This window comes from Marinibaculum pumilum (genome assembly GCF_042646425.1).
In the GTDB taxonomy this organism is placed as follows: Bacteria; Pseudomonadota; Alphaproteobacteria; order Ferrovibrionales; family Ferrovibrionaceae; genus Marinibaculum; species Marinibaculum pumilum.
The window spans coordinates 36,998-55,077 of sequence record NZ_JBHRTR010000018.1 but is presented as its reverse complement, the minus strand read 5'-3'; the positions used below and the strand labels follow the sequence as shown (position 1 = coordinate 55,077).

The window sequence follows — 18,080 nt, the reverse complement described above, 5'->3', positions numbered from 1 at the left end:
ACCTCTGCCGCTCAGGGCTGCAGGACGAGCTTGCCGCGCACCCGCCGCGCGGCGATATCGGCCAGCGCCGACGGCGCCTCGGCCAGCGGCCGCGTCTCCACCGGCATCGGCGGCAGGCGGCCGGCAAGACGGTCGGCGAAGCAGCCGGCCAGCAGGGCGCGGCTCGCCCGCGGTTCCTCCTGGGCGAAGGCAGGCCAGTTGATGCCCATCACCTCGATCCCCTTGATCAGGGCCAGGTTGCCGCGGACATCCGGGATCCGCCCTGCGGCGAAGCCGACGATCAGGTAGCGGCCGCCCCAGCAGGTGGCCCGCATCGCCTCGTCCAGCATGTCGCCGCCGACCGGGTCGTAGACGAGATGGACGCCGCGGCCGCCGGTCCGTTCGCGGACCTGGTCCTTCAACGGGACCGCCCCGTCATAGTCGATCGCGATGTCGGCGCCCGCCGCCAGCGCGGCCTCGGCTTTTGCCGGACCGCCCACCGCCGCGAGCACGGTCGCGCCGGCCGCCTTCGCCACATGCAGGGCCGCCAGGCCCACCCCGCCGGTCGCGCCCAGGATCAGCGCTGTTTCGCCGGGGACCAGGCGGCCGCGGTCGCGCAGGGCGTAGGCGGCGGTACCATAGGCCACCGGCATGGCGGCGGCCTCCTCGAAGGCGATGCCGTCCGGCAGCGGGAACAGGGCGGCTGCAGGCGCCAGGGCATATTCGGCATAGCCGCCATGCGGCGCGCGCGCCGCCACCCGGTCGCCCGGGCGGATGTCGGTGACGCCGTCGCCCAGCGCGTCGACGGTGCCGGCGAACTCGAAGCCGGGCGAGAAGGGCAGGGCGGGACGCACCTGGTAGCGGCCCCGCACGATCAGGGTGTCGGCGAAGTTGACGCCGCAGGCCGCGACCTGGATCCGCACCTGGCCCGGGCCGGGCTCCGGCACGGGCACATCCTCAACCTGCAGGGCGCCCGGCTCCTCCAGCCAGGCATGGACCATGACGGCTTTCATATGACGACCTTCATATGACGGATTTCATCGGGACAACGGCTGGGACTGGCGGCACTGGCAGCGGAGTGACGGGAAGGCCAAGGCGGACCGGCTCACGCCTCGTTGCCGGTGCTGCCGGCGCGCATCTGCAGCTTCAGGGCCACCACGGCATGCACGCTGAGCCCGGTGAGGGCGGCGATCTCCCGGAACGGCAGCCGAGTCTCCCGCAGCAGGGTCTTCGCGAAGCGCTTCGGATTCATCCGGCGGCTGCCGCGGCGGTGGTGCGAAGGCCGGTTGTGGCGCCGGGTCTGGCTCTGGTCCAGGCCGCGGGCGAAGGCCGCCCGCATCGCCCGGGCGCGCCGTTCCTTGTCGGCAGCGGTCACCGCGTCGTGCAGATGGGCGGCCTGGGCGAAATCGCGGGCCCAGCGCCGGCCTTCCGGCGTCGCGTCGGCCGCATCGAACGGATCGGCGGCCGGATCGAAGTCCGGCTCCTGCGCGCGGCTCTGCCGCGGGCCGTCGTCCTGCGGCATGGCGGCCGCCTCATCCAGGGTCATGCCGTGCCGCCCCGCCAGGCGCTCCGCCGCCGCCAGGGCGCTCTGCCGCTCGCCGGCAAACGGGCTTTCCGCGGCGAGCTTCAGCAGGTTGTGGAATTTCGTTCGTTCACGCGGGGTCATGACGCTCAAGCGGGTTCCTGGACGACCTCCGGCGATCCAGCCGGCGATTCATCCAGCGATCAATTCTGGGCGCTGCACCTTGGCAGCAGGGTCGGCGACCTCTTGCCGCAGACCCGGGGCCGCGCCACCGTCCATAGGACCCGCCACTGGCGGCGCGCCGGCAACGGCGGTAAGTAACGGCTTCGCGGCAGTATACCGAACCTGCCTGTCCGATGGGGCGCAAATTTGTCCGGTCCGGTCTGCCCGTCCTTTTGCGGCGGCGGGCAGCCATCGCGGCTCCCGGCCGGCCATCGGCCCGGCAGCGCCGGTCCCTGGCCCTCGCACGTTGCGCTCCCACCTGTCGTTTGAGGATTTCATGCGGATTGGGATCATTGCCACCCTGGCCTACGGCCTCGTCCTGGTCGTCGCGGCCGTCGTCCTGCTGCTCACCGGCCATGCACCGGACGGGGGCATGCCTGCCACCGCGCTGGAGCGGCTGGCCTGGTGCGGCGCCATGATCGGCGGCGGGCTGGCGCCGCCGGCCCTGGCATGGCTGGTCGCCGGGATCCGCCTGCTGGGCCGGCTGCCGGCACTGGTGCCGGCGGTGCCGAAGGTCGAAGAGGCGAACGAGAATGCCGGCCTGCCGCTGGACGCGGAATCGGCCCGGGTTGAGGACCGGCGCGATTTTTTTGCCACCCTGGATCGATACCGGACCAGCATCTACAACCAGTTCATCGAGGTGTTCCAGGATACCGGCCTGATCGAATCCTATCGCGGCTTCAAGTTTCCCGACGGGCTGCCGATGGTCGACCGTCCCTGCATCTTCCTGGTGGAGCATTTCCTGCACCTGGAGCAGAAGGGCGAGGAGGTGCCGGAGCGCTTCAACCTGTCGAACGAGGAACTGCAGATCCTGAAGCGGATGTTCGACGAACTGGTGGAGCATGCGAAGCGGACGAACTCCACCTTCGTCCTGCGCCGCAACGACATGCGGGTCTACCAGATGCTGGGCGGCGAGTACCCCTAGGCCTCAAGCAGCCATCCGGGCCCGGCAGGGGCCCGTCCGCAGGGCCTAGCGGGCGGCCTCCTCGTCGCGGATCCGGCCGTCCGCCGACATCAGGATGGCGATCGGCCGGGTCACCGGGAAGTGACCCAGCACGATCATCAGCACAACCATGATCGGCACGCTGAGGAACATGCCCGTGATCCCCCAGATCGCGCCCCACAGGGTCAGCGACAGGATCACCACCAGGGCGCTGATGTTCAGCGAGGAACCCATCAGCCGCGGCTCGATAACATTGCCGATGATGATCTGGGCGACCGCCAGCGGCACCAGCACCAGCAGGAAGGGCACGAAGGCGCCGAACTGCATCAGGGTCAGCGCCGCCGGGAACAGGATGCCCAGCAGCGAGCCGATGGTGGGGATGTAGTTCAGCAGGAAGATGAAGACCGCCCAGAACTCCGCGAAGGAGACGCCGACGGCGATCAGCACCACATAGCTGATGCCGCCGGTCAGCACGCTCATCAGGGTCTTGATCCAGATATAGGTCTGGATCTCCCGCTGGATGTCGCTCAGCACCGCGCGCACGCGGCGTTCCCGCCGCGGGTCCGGGAACAGCGCATGGATCTTGCTGTCGAAGGCCTGCTGCTCCACCAGCAGGAACAGGACATAGACCAGCACGATGCCGAACTGGCTGGCGACATTGGCCAGGGTGCCGGCGATCCGGGTCAGCAGCTGCGCCACCGGGATGTCGGCGATCATCTTGTCGAACGAGGCCGTCAGGTCCTTGCCGATCCAGCCGCTTGCCTGCGCCGTCAGCTTGTCCAGATTTTCCTCGTAGGTGGGAAGGACCTGGGTCACGGCGGAAATGTTGTTGGCGACCATGTTGACCAGGAAGACCAGCACGATCAGCACGGCGATGATCGACAATGTCATCGCCGCGACGGCCGGCAGGTGATGCCCGCCCCAATGCATGCGGCGGAAGAAGCGGGCCAGCGCGTTCAGCAGGAACCAGATCATGAAGGCGATGGCGATCGGGATCAGAAGGTCCCGTCCCACCGCCAGCAGCCAGCCGGTCAGGAACAGCACGCCGATCGCCAGCGCCAGGCCGAAGGAGGCCGGCAGTCCCGGCCGCAGCGCCGACAGGCCGCCCATTTCCGCCGTCCGCTCCCCCAGCTCGGGACCCAGATGGCCGTCATCGGCGCTCGGGGACCTGGGCGACCGGTCGTCGTCCCGCAAGTCGAAGGCGCGCATCAGGCGCGAGCGGATCTCGGTCTTGCCGCGCTTGTTCGGATCGCTGTCGCTCACCTTGCCGTTCCTGCCGTCACTGGTCCTGATCCCACATGTCCGTCCGCCGAGCGGCGCAGTCTAGCCGTGCCGACGCCGCTCAGGAACGCTGTCGGCGTCCGTCATGCCGCCGCTTCGTACGCCGCGGCGAGCCGTTCGACCAGATCTGCGACTGTCGGCAGATCCTGGACGCCGGACACAGAATGGCCCGCCGACCAGATGTCACGCCAGCGTGACGCGCGTGCCTTATCGACATCGATGCTTTCGCTGACGTCGAAGCGGTCGCGCGGCTGCAGGGCATCGGGATCCAGTCCCGCGGCCCGGATCGAGGGTCGCAGCATGTTGGTTTCCAGGCCGCTGAAGGCCCGGGTCAGCAGCACGTCGTCCAGGCGGCTGTCGACCAGCATCTGCTTGTAGGCCGGCGCCGCCATGCTTTCCTGTGTGGCGATGAAGCGGGTGCCCATATAGGCCAGGTCGCAGCCCAGCACGCGGGCGGCCCGCAGCGCCGTGCCGTCGGAAATGCCGCCGGCCAGCACGACCGGGCCGTCGAACAGGTCCCGCACCGCGCGGACGAAGGCGAAGGGATTGGCCCAGCCGGTCTGGCCGCCGGCACCGGCGGTCAGCAGGATCAGCCCATCGACACCGGCGGCGATCGCCTTCTCGGCATGCCGGACGGATGCGATATCGGCATAGACCAGGCCGCCGGCGTCATGGATCGGCGCGATGACCGGCTCCGGATTGCCCACGCTGGCGATCACCAGCGGGACCCTGTGGCGCACCAGCAGGTCCAGGTCCTCGGCCAGCCGTGGGTTGGAGCGGTGGACGATCAGGTTGGCGGCGAAAGGGGCGGCGCCCGCGGTCTCGGCCGTGATCCGCTGCAACCAGCCGTCCAGCTCCGCCGCCGTGCGGCAGTTCACCGTCGGAAAGGAGCCGATGATCCCGGCCCTGGACGCGGCGACCACCAGGTCGGGGCCGGAGACCAGGAACATCGGCGCCGCGATCAGTGGCAGTCGCAGCCGCGCGTGAAGCTGCTCGGGGGTCATGGTACCTCCTGCTCTGGGTGGCTCGGTCGGCGATGCGGGCTTGCCGGATGCTGGCAAGGGATGGCGGAATGCCTATCTAAGCGAAAGTGCCGCCGGCAGGCGAGACGGACATCCGGAGCGAGGCGGGTCATCCTCTGGCCGGATATCCGGGGCGGCAGGTATCGGCGGAAGGAGTTGCCCCGACATGCGTGTGCTGCGGATCGCCCTGTGGGTCCTGGTGGCTTTGTTCGCCGTCGCCTTCGTGGGCTTCCTGAACTACTACCTGCCGTCCACGGAGGTGGTGCGGGTGACCGGCACCGACGTGAAGCGGATGGATGCCAAGAAGGTGGACCCCGCCGGCGTGGAGCGCACCCGCGATGTCCGCTTCATCTCCGCCATGGCGTTCGACGGCGACCAGCCGATCACCTTCCGCAACGAGGATACCGGCTGGGGCTTTCCGTTCTATTTCAAGTTCGATTCCGGCGACGTCACGACCCGGGTGCAGAACATCCTCGCCTCCGACCCGCAGGCCCACGTGGCGGTGACCTACTATGGCTGGCGGGTGGAGATCTTCGACCTGTATCCGAACGCAGTCAGCCTGTACCGGGTCGATGCCGACTATACGCCGATTCCCTATACGACGATCCTCGTCCTGCTGTTGCTCGCCGCGCTGGCGATCTTCCTGTTCCTGCGGATCCGCCGCTGGCGGGCGTCGCGCTACTGACCCGCACGACCGGTCGCGGTCCGCCCGCCCCGCCCGGCGCCCTCCTCGCGCCCGGTACGCGGCTGGGCGGCGCGGATGCTCTCATAGGCGCCGGCGAAGGCCGCCACCCGCTCCTGGGCGAGGCGCACCAGTTCCTGCGGCATGCCCTGCGCCATCAGCCGGTCGGGATGGTGCTCCTTCATCAGCCGGCGATAGGCGGCCTGCACGTCCGGCCAGCTGGCGTCCCGGCCGACACCAAGCAGGCTGTAGGGGCTGGGCTGGCCGACGCCGTGGGCGGCGGCGATGCGTTCGAAGGCGCTGTCCTCGAAGCCGAAGATGCTCGCCACCCGCTGCAGGAAGTCCATCTCCGGCTGCACGATCCTGTCGTCGCCCCAGGCGATGTGGAACAGGGCGTCCAGCAGCTTCTCCTTCACCGCGTCGCGGCCCTGCAGCAGGTCGGCGATGCGGCCGGCATAGGCCTCGTAGCCGGCGGTCGTCCCGCTCGCCAGGTCGAACAGCCGCCGGACATTCTCCTTCTCCGCCTCCGGCACCTGGAACACCTCGTGGAAAGCGGCCACCTGGCGTTCGTAGCGGCGCTTGTCCACGGCCGCCATCTTCGCCGCCAGCGCGATGGCCGCGATGGTGAAGCCGACCCGCTCTGTGGGTTCGCGGCTGGTCCGCCCGCCGCTGCCGGCGGGCCCGCCCAGGGTCCGGCCCAGCGCCTCCACCAGAGCGACGAACGGCTCGCCGAGGCGCCGGATCGCCGGTCCGGTCTCGCGGATCGCACGCCAGAGCCCGCCACCGGCGCGCGGCGGCACCGGCTGCGGCATGCCCGCCTGGGGCGCCGACGCCGGCAGGGTGCCGCCGCCGGTCTCCTTCTCCGCCTGCCCGCCGGCGGCGGCATCCTGGCGCCGCCCGCTCACGGCACGATCGTTCCGTGGTCCAGAAGATCCAGCATCGGACGGTCGTGCGGCAGGTTGCCATAGCCGAAGGTCTGCACGAACGGGCCATGGGCCTGCAGCCAGTCGGCCACCCGCGCCGCCTTCTCGGTGCGGATGCAGTTGCGGCCCTCCAGCCGGCCGGTCAGCCGCCCGTCCACGACCTCCAGTTCGGTCGCCATCACCTCGTCGACGCCGAACCGGTCGGAAACGATGGTCTGGACGACGATCATGGGGGAGCCGCTGGCGACCACCACCCGGTGGCCCGCCCGCCGATGCTCGTGCAGTTCCGCCACGATATGCGACTTCCAGGCGATGCTGCGGCCCAGGTCCAGCGCTGCGGCGCGCGCCTCTTCAACCGGGATGCCGGCGATCAGGCGGCGCAGGAAGGCAGCCTTCACCCGGCCGCGCATATCCTCCGCCCCTGTCGTCCGGCCCATCGCCTGGCCCGCCAGCGCCTGCGCGGCGGCGCGGTAGACGCGGCGGCGGCCGCGCAACAGGATCAGCCAGGGAAACAGCGTATCGCGGCGGGTCAGGGTGGCGTCGAAATCGAAGAAGGCGGCGCGGTCCGCCTCTGCCGTGCCGCTGGGCGGAAGCGAGCCGAGAACGCCATGTCCGGCATGCTCGCTTGCCGGCAGGCCGGCCTCGCCGCGCACCAGCCGCTCGCCGCCGACACGGCCTTCGGCAATGCCATGGCCGGCGATCCGGTCCGGGGCGCCTCGGGCCATTCTGTCGGGGCGGGTGATGCGATCGGCTTCCGCCATGCGCGCCTTCCTCATGTTCCGCAGGCAGGCCGAGTATACATGCTCGGCCGGGGCTTATCCCCCAGAGCCAGCTCTCCGCGGCCTGCCCGCAACGGCGGACGGGGGATGACAGGGACGGGCGACGGTCCCGCGCCGCCCGCAGCCTGCCAGGAGCACTCTCGCGTCGATCACCGTTCCATGTAAATATCGACCTTCGGGTCGGGCTTTCGCGGCCGGCCCGCAATGGCGCGCCGCGATCGCGGGCGCGACTCAGGGGCAAGGCTGGATCGGTCGTCGCGGCATCTGGGAGCCGCGGCGGGGCGGCAACCGAGCGGAGGGGACGGCGCATGTCGGCAGGCGGGGATTCGACCGGCAAAGTCCAGAAATCCCCCGGCCGCAGACCGGTGGGCCGAACCCGCGACAGCACCGTGCTGCGGGGCGCGGACAGCCGGCGGGCGCCGCGCTATCACGATATCGCCACCGACCTGCAGTCCAAGATCGCCGACGGCACCTATCCGGTGGGGAAGAACCTGCCAACGGAAGCGGTGCTTTGCCGCACCTTCGGGGTCAGCCGCCATACCGTGCGCGAGGCGCTGAAGCGCCTGGCAAATCGCGGCCTGGTGGAGCGGCGGCGTGCGCTGGGCACCCTGGTGCGGGCCCGCTATCCGGAGGGGCGCTACCGGCAGGCGCTGCCGTCGACCGCGGCCCTGCTGGAGATCCCGCGCGACCTGATCGCCGACATCCAGGAGCGCGGCAGCATCATCACCGACATCGCCCTGGCGCGGACCTTGGGCTGCGTGGAGGGGCGGCCCTGGTCCTGGTTCGGCATCGTGCGCCGCTCGCCGGAAGGGCCGCCGGTCTGCTGGACCGACCTCTATGTCTGCCCGTCGGTCCTGTCCGGCGACGGCGCCCGGCCGCCGGCCGCGGCCAACGCGCTGCTGGAGCAGCGCTGCATGGAGCAGGCGGAACTGATCGACGTGGCCATCGAGGCGCGCCGCATGAGCGCACGCCAGGCGGAGGTCCTGGCGGTCGACCCGTCGCTGGCCGCACTGTCCGTCGTCCGGCGCATGCTGCGCGACGGCGAGCCCTACTGCGTCTCCCTCAGCCTGTTCCCGCAGAGCCGCTTCGGCTTCGAGACCAAGCTGGCGCGCAGCTGGCAGCCGGCCAGGGAACGCAACCGCAAAGCCTGATGAGGGCCGGCCGGCCGGAACGGGCGGCCGTCAGGCCGCCTCGCGCACCTGCCGGGCGGCCTGTTCCAGGAAAGCCGGCCGGGCATCCGGCAGATGCGCCTGCTCGGCGATCGCGCGGCGCCAGGCCCGCGCCCCCGGCAGGCCCTGGTAAAGCCCCACCATGTGGCGGGTGATATGCTTCAGCGGCACCCCTTCCGCCATCCAGCCTTCGACGTAGGGCAGGTATTCGGCCAGCACCCCGGCGCGGCTGCGCGGCGGGCGGGCATCGCCGAAGAACAGCCCGTCGACGACCGACAGGCAGTAGGGGTTGCGATAGGCCTCCCGGCCGACCATGACGCCGTCGACATGGTCCAGATGCCGGGCCGCTGCCGCCATCTCGGTCAGGCCGCCGTTCAGTACGATCTCCAGCTCCGGATGCGCCGCCTTCAGGGCATGGACCAGCGGATAGTCCAGTGGCGGCACGTCGCGGTTCTGCTTCGGGCTCAGGCCGTCGAGCCAGGCCTTGCGGGCATGCACGATGAAGGTCCGGCAGCCGGCCTGGGCCACCGTCTCGACAAAGCGGGGCAGGGCCTCCGCCGGGTCCTGCGCATCGATGCCGATGCGGCATTTCACGGTGACCGCGATGTCGGCCGCGGCAGCCATCGCCGCGACGCAGTCGGCCACCAGTTTCGGCTCCGCCATCAGGCAGGCGCCGAAGCGGCCGGACTGCACACGGTCGCTGGGGCAGCCGACGTTCAGGTTCACCTCGTCATAGCCATGATCCGCCGCCATCGCGGTGCAGGCCGCGAGCGCCTGCGGGTCGGAGCCGCCCAGCTGCAGTGCCACCGGATGTTCCGCGGGGTCGAAGCGCAGGAAGCGGTCGCGGTCGCCGTGGATCAGCGCGCCGGTGGTCACCATCTCGGTATAGAGCCGCGCCCGGCGGGAGATCAGTCGCAGCAGCACGCGGTCGAAGCGGTCGGTGCAGTCCATCATCGGCGCAACGCAGAAGCGCCGCGGCGCCATCGCATCGCGGTTCTGCCGTGCGGGCGCCGCCGTGGTGGCCCGGATCTGCTCTGTGGATCGCTGCATCATGCCGGGGTTGAAGCAGAAAATGACGGGAACGGAAAGGGGGCGCCGCACGGCCCGTGCGGCGCCCCCCTTACCCCCCTCCGGTCGTCGGCAGGGTCTCAGAGCCAGTAGCTGTAGCCGAAATTGGCCTCCGCGTTCAGGGCCTGGGCGTCCAGCCCGCCGCCGCCGGTGTTGAAGCCCAGGGTCACGCTCTGGCCCGGTGCGATGCTGCCGTTCCAGTCGGCATTGGCGACCTCGTAGCGGTCGCTGCCCGCCGCCTCTGCGCTGGCGTTCCAGATATGCTGGATCTCCACCGGCAGGTCGAAGGCGACCTCCCAGCCCTTCACCGACGCGCTGCCGGTGTTGGTCAGCACCATGTCGACGGTTGCGCCCGATCCCCAATCGCTGCGCAGGACGAACTGGGCTTCCAGCGGCCCGTCGCCGGACCCGCCGCCATCGCCACCCGAACCGCCATCGCCACCCGAACCGCCATCGCCGCCCGAGCCGCCATCGCCCCCGGAGCCGCCATCGCCCCCGCCATCGCCGTCATCGTCGACGATCGTCGCCACCGCCTGCAGCGGTCCGTCGGCCGTGCCGGTCACGGTCAGGCTGAAGGTCTCGTCGCCCTCCACCAGGCTGTCGGGTAGGATCTCGACGGTGACGGTCTTTTCCTGCTCGCCCGGGGCGAAGACCAGCTGGCCGCTCTCCGGCAGATAGTCCTGCCAGGCCAGCGCCGTGCCGTCGCCGGTCTGGTAGTCCAGCACCACCTCTTCGCCGGCCGGTGCGTCCAGGGCGATCGTGAAGGTGGCGAAGGCATGGGCCGCCTCGTCCTCGCCCACCACCGGCCCGCCGCCGCCATCGCCCGCAGGCTCCGCCAGCATCGGCTGCAGCAGGTCCATCGCGTTCTGCCGCACACTCGTCCAGTCGTCGTTCAGGATCCCCCCGGTATCGCCGGAATTGGGGTTCCAGGACCACCAGGCGAAGCTGATATCGCCGTCGCCGGCCGGCTTGTCGATGCTGCCATCGCCGTCGAAATCGCCCTGCATGTAGCTGGTGATCGCATCGGCCCATGCCTGGTCGACGGCGGTTTCCAGCCGGGAGCCGAACTCGCCCACCAGGATCGGTGCGATGTCCTGCTCGTAGATATAGCCCCAGGTCTCGCGGAACACCTGGTGCAGGTCGGAGCCGTCGCTGAACCAGGGCTGGTTGTAGACCGAGGCCGGATAGTCGTGCGGCGAATAGACGAGCTTGCCGGACTGCGCCAGCTCCACCGGATGGTCGGCGACCCCCTGCAGGTTGCCGCCCCACCAGTAGTTGTTGCCCTGGTAGTCGCCGATGCCTTCCACAACGATCAGCCAGTCGGGATTGACCTCGTGGATGGCATCGCCGGCCGCGGTCGCGGCGCGGGCCCAGTCGGTAGCCCCGCCATCGCCCCAGCTGGCCGGACCGTGCGGCTCGTTGTGCAGGTCGGCGCCGATGATCGTGTCGTCGCCGTTGTAGCGCTGGGCCAGGCTGCGCCAGACTTCGATCCAGTCCTGCTCGGTATAGCCGTCCGCGGTCCACAGGCCGTTCTCGTTGGCGCTGTTGCCCGGCAGGCTGCGGTGATGGTCCAGCAGGATGCGCATGCCGATCTGGTCGGCATAGCCGACGATCTTGTCCATGATCTCCATGGCGCGCAGGCCCGCCAGGTCCGGGTTCAGGCTGGTGTTGATGCTGTCGGGCAGCGGATTGTCCTGCACCAGCTGGCCGGAGAAGGGCAGGCGGATGGCGTTGAAGCCCAGTTCCTGCATCTGGTCCATCATGTCCTGCCAGTTGCGGGCCCAGAGGCCGTGCGGGACATTGTTCTGGGTCTCGAAGCCGAACCAGTTCACGGCACGGATCTCCACCGGCGCGCCGTTGGAGTCGACGATCTGGTTGCCGGATGTCGACAGCGGCCCGTCGGCGAACTGGCCGGTGGCGCCGCCCCCCGTGCCGCCGCCGCCGTCGACCGGGTTGCCTTCCACCACCTGGATGTCGGCGATGCTGGCATGTGGCAGGACCGGGTCCGGGGTGTCGGCGTCGGTGATGGTGACCACCGCTTCGGCATCGGCGATGGTGGCGCCCTGCACAGCCGTCAGCCGCAGGCCCAGGCTCTCGCCGTCATCGACCAGCGCGTCGTCGATCAGGTCCAGGGCGATGGACGCGGTCAGCTGTCCGGCCGGGATCACCAGCTGGCCGCTGACCGGTACATAGTCCGCGCCGGCCGTCGCTGTCAGGTCATAGGTCTCATAGTTCAGGATCACGTCCTGATCGCTGGCGGCGGACAGGGTGACCGGCACCTGCGCGGCTCCGCCTTCCTCGCTCGCCACCAGGTCGCCCACGGCGACGGTCGGCAGGACCGGGTCGGGATCGCCGCCGCCGTCGCTGGCGGGCTGTCCGTTGATCGCGACCGATGCCGGATCGATGGCGGTGTCGGTTCCGCTGGCCGTGAAGCCGAAGCCCGCCGTGCCGCCGGCCGGCAGCTCGGCGTTATAGGACAGGCTCTCGATCGTATAGACATTGCCGACGCGGGACACGATCCGGGCGTTCCAGATATTGTCGATATCGGCATCCAGCTCGAAGCTGATGCGCCAGCCGTTGACGGCCTGGTCGACATCAAGCGCCAGATCGGCAACGAAGCCGCTGCCCCACTGGTCGCGCACGGCGTAGTTCAGCGCCGCATCGGCTGTGGTGTATTCCATCTTCTCATTTCCCAGGATGCTGTTGACCCGATCCCGCCGGCCTGCATTGCCCGGGGGAGGGTCTGTCGTACAGCCACCGCTGGGCGTCGTGACGCAGCCCGCATGTGCCAGTGTTGCCGCATCGTGGCGGGAATGAGGCGGTGCATCTCCAAATGGAAGGGGGCCGGGGCAAGGCGCTTGCCGGCGCGGCGCTCAGGCGGCGTCGCGCAGGGCCGTCTCCTCGGCGACCGCACGGGCCACGGCGGGGCGATCCAGCAGGCGATCGCGATAGGCCGCCAGGACCGGCCAGTCCGCCAGCAGCCCGGTGGCCAGCGCCCAGTTCAGGCTGGTCAGCAGATAGGCATCGGCCACGCTGAAGTCCAGCAGCAGGAAGGGACGGTCAGCCAGGTGGCGGGACAGGTGGCGGTAGCGCGGCGGCAGCACGGCCTCGCGCGCGAAGGTCTTCGCTTCCGGCGGGGCGGCCGGGTTGAACAGCAGGTAGAAGACACCCTTGTGCAGTTCGGTGGCGACGAAGTTCAGCCATTCCTGCAGTCGATAGCGTTCCGCGGTGCCCTGCGCCGGCGCCAGCCGGCCCTGCGGGTCCAGGTCGGCGATGTACTGCAGCACGGCCGGCACCTCGGTCAGGATGCCGCCGTCGGGAAGGGTCAGGGCCGGCACCTGTCCCTTCGGGTTGACCGGCCAGTAGTCGCCGCCGCCATCGGTGAGCCGCTTCGTCGACAGGGTGACCTGCCGGAAGCCGGCCTGCAGGCCGGCCTCGTACAGCGCGATGCGGGCGGCGAGGGAGCAGGCGAGGGGGCGAAATAGAGGTCCATGGCGGGCATCCGTCCGGTCGGTTCATGTTTATGTACTATTTCGCATTAAAATGGCCTGCGCAATGAATAATATGCGGAACAGTAAAAAATAATGAGAGGCTGCCGGCCGGCCGCTGCGGATGCCATGATGGGCATGCCGGCCGCCGCAGGACCGGGAATGACGGGAGGAAACATGACGGACCAGCCCTTCGCGACCCTGATCTACGAGGTGCCGGAGCCGCATATCGCGCGCATCCGCCTCAACCGTCCGGACCGTGCCAATGCGCAGGACACGGTCCTTCTCTATGAACTGAACGCCGCCTTCGACCGCGCCGCCCATGACGACGAGATCCGGGTGATCGTGCTGGCGGCGGAGGGCAAGCATTTCTCCGCCGGCCATGACCTGGCGGAAGGCGACACCGCCGCGGCGATGCGGGCGCAGGCCACGGTGGCGCCGGTCTGCGGCTTCGGCTGCGCCGGGGCGGAGGCGCAGATGGCGCGGGAGGAGGAGATCTATATCGGCTTCTCGGAACGCTGGCGGAACATCCCCAAGCCGACGATCGCCGCGGTGCAGGGCAAGTGCATCGCCGGCGGGCTGATGCTGGCCTGGCCCTGCGACCTGATCGTGGCCAGCGACGATGCCGCCTTCGCCGATCCCACGGTCAGCTTCGGCGTCGGCGGGGTGGAATATTTCGCCCATGTCTGGGAGGTCGGCCTGCGCAAGGCGAAGGAGATGCTGTTCACCTCCGACGAGATCTCCGCCGCGGACGCCCTGGCGCTGGGCATGGTGAACAAGGTGGTGCCGCGCGCCGAACTGCAGGAGGCGGTCCTCGCCATGGCGCGGAAGATCGCGCAGAAGTCGCGCTTCGCGCTGAAGCTGACGAAGCTGGCGGTGAACGGCGTGGCGGACGCCCAGGGTCGCGAGGTGGCGATGCGCAACGCCTTCCACCTGCACCAGCTGGCGCATACCCACAACCTGAAGGTCTTCGACATGCTGGTGGACCCGACCGTCCTGCCGGAGGCGACCCGGAAGGCGCTGGCCGCGCGGCCGGAACAGGCGGGCGGCTGATCGGGGTTCAGCCCGTCGCCGGATCCGGCATCGCCGGCGTGTTGCCCAGGGCGGTGCCGAGCGCCCGGATCGCGGCGATCTTGACCTCGAACGGCTGCCAGTCGTCGGACTCTGCGATCGGCGCCCACAGGGCCTCGACCTCGTCGATGGTCAGGTCGCATAGCGGGCTGGCATCGAAATGTCCGGCGCCGGCCCGCCCCGCCTCGCTGGGCCGGAAGGGTTCCAGCGCGGTCTGGAAGCGGTCGAAGCTCTCGCCGTGATAATGGTCCGCCGCCGGGCTGCCGGCAGCACGGTGCGCTGCGGCCACCCCGCCATGCCAGTCGTGGAAGACCTGCGCGAACGGCGCGCGGCTGTCTGACAGGAAGTGCCAGATTGCGCGCGCCAGGGCGTCGTCGGCTTCCGCCCCGGCGGAGGCGAGGCCCAGGCGCCGCAGCACGGCCAAAGCGAAGGCCGCATGCAGCGCCGGCTCGAAGCCCTCCAGCACCGCCTGCAGCCGCTCCAGGCTGGCCAGCGGCAGCAGGCATTCGCCCAGCCGGGCGAGGTTCCAGGCCAGCGCCTCCGGCTGGCGGCCGAAGGCGTAGAGCCCGCCCTGGTCGAAATAGGCGGCGGTGAAGGCCGGGTCGAGTTCCGGCAGGAAGCGCCAGGGGCCGTAGTCGAAGCTCTCGCCGGTGATGTTGATATTGTCGCTGTTCAGCACGCCATGGACGAAGCCGGCGGCCATCCACTGGCCTCCGGTGCGCGCCACCCGGCGGCAGACCTCCGCCAGGAAGGCGGCGGCCCGGTCGGCGACCGCCTCGCGCCACAGCTCCGGCATGTAGCTGCGGATGCTGTGGTCCAGCAGCGCGGCGATATTGTCATGCTCGGCCAGGAAAAGCTGGCGCTGGAAGGTGCCGATGCGGATATGGCTGTGGCTGAGGCGGACCAGCACGGCGGCGCGGGTGGGCGAGGGCTCGTCGCCCCGATGCAACTGCTCGCCGGTTTCGATCACGCTGAAGGTCTTCGAGGTGTCGACACCGAGGGCCTCCAGCATTTCGGTCGCCAGGACCTCCCGCACGGCGCCCTTCAGGGTCAGCCGCCCGTCGCCCGACCGCGACCAGGGCGTGCGGCCGCTGCCCTTGGTGCCCAGGTCGAGCAGCCGGCCGTCGACCAGGTCGTGCAGCTGCGCATGCAGGAAGCCGCGGCCATCGCCCAGGTCCGGGTTGTAGACCCGGAACTGATGGCCGTGATAGCGCAGGGCCAGGGGCTCCGACAGGCTGCCCGGGAGGGGGGCGAAGCGGCCGAAATGCGCGATCCAGGCATCCGCGTCCAGGTCGTCCAGGCCGACCCGTGCGGCCCAGCGCTGGTTGCGGAAGCGCAGCTCGTGTACCGGGAAATCGGCGGCCTCCACCGGGTCGAAGAAGGCCGGCCCGAGTTCGGCATGACGGGCGGAGGGGCGATAGGCGGGCAAGGGATACTCCGGGGTTCTTCGGCCGCGGCATGGCTTCCGGGGCGGAGATAGCGCGGCGACCGGCCGGCGGCCACCGCCCGCCGGTCTCAGCCCCCCAGCAGGTCCGCCGCGGGCAGCGGCTTCGGCACCGGCGGTTCCGGCACCAGGCCGCCCGCGGCCGGGCCGCTGGCGAAGACCAGCCGGCGGCGCAGGCCCGCCGGCAGCTCCAGCGCCGGCGATACCCCCCAGAGGTAGAGCGGCAGGCTTTCGGCGAACTGCGCCAGGCGCCGCAGCTCGGTTGCGTTGTGCGCCGCCGCCGCCGGGCCGGAGACCTTCGGCCGCAGGCGGGTGCCCAGCGCCAGCGGCATCAGCCCGGTCAGCACGGCGGCATCGCCGACATCGCCGCAATCCAGCAGCACGTCGCGGCTCAGCGCGCGGAGCCGTGCCAGCAGCTGCGGCAGCGGCGTGCCGCCCTGCTGCGGCACCTCCGAGACGCCGCGCAGTTCGATGAACAGGTGGCGGCCGCGGGCACCGGCCGGCGCGGTCTCCGCGATCGCCATGGCCAGGGCCTCCCGCGCGCCGGTCACCGTGCTCATCGACAGGGGCACGATCAGGGTCAGGCCGCTGCGCCGCTCGATCTCGCGCTCCATCTGCTCCAGCGCCGCCTTCATCACCGCCAGCTCCAGGGCGGCGGCGGCGTCCGGGTTGCGCGGCACCGCCAGCGGCGCCGGACGTCCTTCTTCCCCGGCCAGGCGCAACGGCTCGCAGATCGCCAGGTCGAGGCGTTCGTTGCGGGCCTGCCAGACCGGGCGGAAGCCCAGCCGCAGGTCGGGCGGCAGGGCGATGTCCAGGACCGGGTCCTGGCCGCGCTTCATGCCGTCCGGCGGCCAGGCGAGCGGCCGCCAGCCCGGTGCCCCATCGCCCTTTCCGTCGCCCTGGCCGGACACGCTGCCGCCGCCGCCGGTCCTGCCTTCCGGCGTTACGTCGACGGCCCGGATGATGCGCGCCTGAGCCCGGGCGGTCTCCACCACCTTGGTGTTGAGGCTGCCGTCCGGATTGCGCGCGTCGGCCGTGGCCACCTTGGCGATGCCGATCTCGGCGCCGGCGAAGGTGTCGCCGATCAGCCAGCGCATCAGGTCGCTGGCGATCTCCTGCGACTTGGCCTCCTCCTCCTCCGGCTTGATCTTCGCGGTGGCGCCGAAGGAGAACAGGAAGGTGTCCTCCTCATGGATGGCATAGATGCCGAAGCTGCCCAGATGCCGCTGGAACAGTCGGTCGGCCAGGGCATAGATCTTCTGGGCATAGACCGGCCATTCCTCGCCCAGGATCTCGCGGATCTTCCGCACGGTGACGATGTGCAGGACGGCGCCCAGGGTCTCCGGCTTGTGCCGCAGCACATCCGCCAGGGAGATCGAGCCCTCCTCCAGGTCCTCCAGGGGGCTGCGCCGCGCCGGCTTCGGCGGCGGCTTCTCCTCCGCCTCGCGGCGCAGGATCTGTCTGACGATCTTGCCCAGTGCCAAGGGGCTGGCCTTTCGCTTCCGTGGCGGTCACGCTGGCGCCCGTGCAAGAACACGGCCAATGCGCCCGCAGCCGCAGCCAGATCTTTAGCAGAGACAAGCGGCCTCGCAGAGATGGAAATGGGCGGAGACGGAAACGGAAGGGAGGAATGCGATGCAGCGATGGCAGATCGGCGATGTCCGCATCACGAAGGTGCTGGAACTGGAGGCGACCGGCGGCTCGCGCTTCATCCTGCCGCAGGCGACCCGGGAGGCGGTGCAGCCGATCGACTGGATGTTCCCCCATTTCATGGACGAGGAGGGGCGCCTGAAGATGAGCGTCCATGCCCTGGTGGTGGAGACGCCGGACCGGCGCATCGTGGTGGATACCTGCCTGGGCAACGGCAAGGAGCGGGCGAACCCGAACTGGTCGAACCTGCAGACCAGCTTCCTGTCGGACCTGGAGGCGGCCGGCTATCCGCGCGACAGCATCGATACGGTCATGTGCACCCACCTGCATGTCGACCATGTCGGCTGGAACACCATGCTGGTGGACGGGAAATGGCTGCCGACCTTCCCCAATGCGCGCTACCTGATGGCGGCGCCGGAATTCGGCTATTGGCGCGACGGCGACCATGGCGCGGACCAGGCGGCGATCTTTGCCGATTCCGTCGCACCGGTCTTCGATGCGGGCCTGGTCGACCTGATCGGCACGGAGCACCTGATCTGCCCCGAGGTGTCGCTGGTGCCCACCCACGGCCATACGCCGGGCCATGTCAGCGTGCGCATCTCCTCCCGCGGGGAGGAGGCGCTGATCACCGGCGATTTCATCCACCATCCCTGCCAGATGGCGCATGTCGACTGGTCCAGTGCGGTGGACTACGACCCGGACGCGGCGCGGCAGACCCGCCGGCGCATGTTCGAGGCGCTGGCGGAAACCCCGACCCTGGTCATCGGCACGCATTTCGCGGGGCCCACGGCGGGGCGGCTGCGCCGCGACGGCGATGCTTATCGGCTGGAGGTCTGA

Annotated in this window: 15 protein-coding genes and 1 pseudogene; 5 read left to right on the top strand and 11 right to left on the bottom strand. The window is 70.2% G+C overall.

Annotated elements, in window-relative coordinates; genetic code table 11:
• Window positions 1–11 precede the first annotated feature (11 nt).
• Both ACFOGJ_RS06715 and ACFOGJ_RS06710 read right to left on the bottom strand, forming a co-directional pair.
• Window positions 12–992, bottom strand: a complete 981-nt coding sequence (locus ACFOGJ_RS06715; RefSeq protein ID WP_379899065.1) for an NADPH:quinone oxidoreductase family protein — start codon at window positions 990–992, stop codon at window positions 12–14.
• A gap of 92 nt (window positions 993–1,084) precedes the next feature.
• Complete coding sequence (locus tag ACFOGJ_RS06710) at window positions 1,085–1,654, bottom strand: hypothetical protein (protein ID WP_379899064.1); 570 nt, start codon at window positions 1,652–1,654, stop codon at window positions 1,085–1,087.
• A 346-nt stretch (window positions 1,655–2,000) separates the two neighbouring features.
• Between ACFOGJ_RS06710 and ACFOGJ_RS06705 the strand changes: the two genes are divergently transcribed.
• Window positions 2,001–2,648, top strand: a complete 648-nt coding sequence (locus ACFOGJ_RS06705) for a hypothetical protein (RefSeq protein WP_379899063.1) — start codon at window positions 2,001–2,003, stop codon at window positions 2,646–2,648.
• A 45-nt stretch (window positions 2,649–2,693) separates the two neighbouring features.
• On the opposite strand, the gene ACFOGJ_RS06700 is transcribed toward ACFOGJ_RS06705, so the two are convergent.
• Window positions 2,694–3,929, bottom strand: coding sequence for an AI-2E family transporter (locus ACFOGJ_RS06700; protein ID WP_379899062.1), 1,236 nt, complete (start codon window positions 3,927–3,929; stop codon window positions 2,694–2,696).
• A gap of 101 nt (window positions 3,930–4,030) precedes the next feature.
• The gene (locus ACFOGJ_RS06695; RefSeq protein WP_379899061.1) at window positions 4,031–4,951 is read right to left on the bottom strand and encodes an NAD(P)H-dependent flavin oxidoreductase; all 921 of its coding nucleotides are present in this window, start codon (window positions 4,949–4,951) and stop codon (window positions 4,031–4,033) included.
• A 184-nt stretch (window positions 4,952–5,135) separates the two neighbouring features.
• Here ACFOGJ_RS06695 and ACFOGJ_RS06690 point away from each other — a divergent pair, with 184 nt between their 5' ends.
• Window positions 5,136–5,654: a DUF1523 family protein gene (locus tag ACFOGJ_RS06690; RefSeq protein WP_379899060.1), complete on the top strand. Its 519-nt coding sequence runs from the start codon at window positions 5,136–5,138 to the stop codon at window positions 5,652–5,654.
• On the opposite strand, the gene ACFOGJ_RS06685 is transcribed toward ACFOGJ_RS06690, so the two are convergent.
• Together ACFOGJ_RS06685 and ACFOGJ_RS06680 are read right to left on the bottom strand one after the other, a co-directional pair.
• Entirely contained in the window at window positions 5,648–6,556 is a 909-nt protein-coding gene (locus ACFOGJ_RS06685; RefSeq protein ID WP_379899059.1) for a TerB family tellurite resistance protein, read from the bottom strand. The genes ACFOGJ_RS06690 and ACFOGJ_RS06685 overlap by 7 nt on opposite strands.
• Complete coding sequence (locus tag ACFOGJ_RS06680) at window positions 6,553–7,335, bottom strand: HAD family hydrolase (protein ID WP_379899058.1); 783 nt, start codon at window positions 7,333–7,335, stop codon at window positions 6,553–6,555. The genes ACFOGJ_RS06685 and ACFOGJ_RS06680 overlap by 4 nt, the downstream gene beginning before the upstream one ends.
• 383 nt (window positions 7,336–7,718) lie before the next feature.
• Here ACFOGJ_RS06680 and ACFOGJ_RS06675 point away from each other — a divergent pair, with 383 nt between their 5' ends.
• Window positions 7,719–8,504: a GntR family transcriptional regulator gene (locus tag ACFOGJ_RS06675; RefSeq protein WP_379899056.1), complete on the top strand. Its 786-nt coding sequence runs from the start codon at window positions 7,719–7,721 to the stop codon at window positions 8,502–8,504.
• 30 nt (window positions 8,505–8,534) lie between these two features.
• Here the strand turns inward: ACFOGJ_RS06675 and dusA are convergent, their stop codons facing one another.
• The 3 genes and pseudogenes from dusA to ACFOGJ_RS06660 form a co-directional block, all read right to left on the bottom strand.
• Complete coding sequence (dusA, locus tag ACFOGJ_RS06670) at window positions 8,535–9,575, bottom strand: tRNA dihydrouridine(20/20a) synthase DusA (RefSeq protein ID WP_379899055.1); 1,041 nt, start codon at window positions 9,573–9,575, stop codon at window positions 8,535–8,537.
• A gap of 95 nt (window positions 9,576–9,670) precedes the next feature.
• Window positions 9,671–12,271, bottom strand: a complete 2,601-nt coding sequence (locus tag ACFOGJ_RS06665) for a cellulase family glycosylhydrolase (RefSeq protein WP_379899054.1) — start codon at window positions 12,269–12,271, stop codon at window positions 9,671–9,673.
• Window positions 12,272–12,463: 192 nt separating this feature from the next.
• Window positions 12,464–13,045 (bottom strand): annotated as a pseudogene (locus ACFOGJ_RS06660) (glutathione S-transferase N-terminal domain-containing protein); the annotation flags it as partial.
• 210 nt (window positions 13,046–13,255) lie between these two features.
• Here ACFOGJ_RS06660 and ACFOGJ_RS06655 point away from each other — a divergent pair.
• Entirely contained in the window at window positions 13,256–14,131 is an 876-nt protein-coding gene (locus tag ACFOGJ_RS06655) for an enoyl-CoA hydratase (protein WP_379899053.1), read from the top strand.
• 7 nt (window positions 14,132–14,138) lie between these two features.
• Here ACFOGJ_RS06655 and ACFOGJ_RS06650 read toward each other — a convergent pair whose 3' ends face one another.
• Entirely contained in the window at window positions 14,139–15,578 is a 1,440-nt protein-coding gene (locus ACFOGJ_RS06650; protein WP_379899051.1) for a protein adenylyltransferase SelO, read from the bottom strand.
• 86 nt (window positions 15,579–15,664) lie between these two features.
• Window positions 15,665–17,077 carry a hypothetical protein gene (locus ACFOGJ_RS06645; RefSeq protein WP_379899050.1) on the bottom strand — a complete coding sequence of 471 codons (1,413 nt, stop codon included), beginning with the start codon at window positions 17,075–17,077 and terminating at the stop codon, window positions 15,665–15,667.
• Between the two features lie 151 nt (window positions 17,078–17,228).
• On the opposite strand from ACFOGJ_RS06645, the gene ACFOGJ_RS06640 reads away from it, so the two are divergent.
• Window positions 17,229–18,080 carry an MBL fold metallo-hydrolase gene (locus ACFOGJ_RS06640; protein WP_379899048.1) on the top strand — a complete coding sequence of 284 codons (852 nt, stop codon included), beginning with the start codon at window positions 17,229–17,231 and terminating at the stop codon, window positions 18,078–18,080.

Coding starts and splice junctions, on each gene's coding strand:
- ACFOGJ_RS06715 (WP_379899065.1), bottom strand. CDS start 992: ATGAAAGCCGTCATGGTCCATGCCTGGCTGGAGGAGCCGGGCGCCCTG.
- ACFOGJ_RS06705 (WP_379899063.1), top strand. CDS start 2,001: ATGCGGATTGGGATCATTGCCACCCTGGCCTACGGCCTCGTCCTGGTC.
- ACFOGJ_RS06695 (WP_379899061.1), bottom strand. CDS start 4,951: ATGACCCCCGAGCAGCTTCACGCGCGGCTGCGACTGCCACTGATCGCG.
- ACFOGJ_RS06690 (WP_379899060.1), top strand. CDS start 5,136: ATGCGTGTGCTGCGGATCGCCCTGTGGGTCCTGGTGGCTTTGTTCGCC.
- ACFOGJ_RS06680 (WP_379899058.1), bottom strand. CDS start 7,335: ATGGCGGAAGCCGATCGCATCACCCGCCCCGACAGAATGGCCCGAGGC.
- dusA (WP_379899055.1), bottom strand. CDS start 9,575: ATGATGCAGCGATCCACAGAGCAGATCCGGGCCACCACGGCGGCGCCC.
- ACFOGJ_RS06665 (WP_379899054.1), bottom strand. CDS start 12,271: ATGGAATACACCACAGCCGATGCGGCGCTGAACTACGCCGTGCGCGAC.
- ACFOGJ_RS06655 (WP_379899053.1), top strand. CDS start 13,256: ATGACGGACCAGCCCTTCGCGACCCTGATCTACGAGGTGCCGGAGCCG.
- ACFOGJ_RS06640 (WP_379899048.1), top strand. CDS start 17,229: ATGCAGCGATGGCAGATCGGCGATGTCCGCATCACGAAGGTGCTGGAA.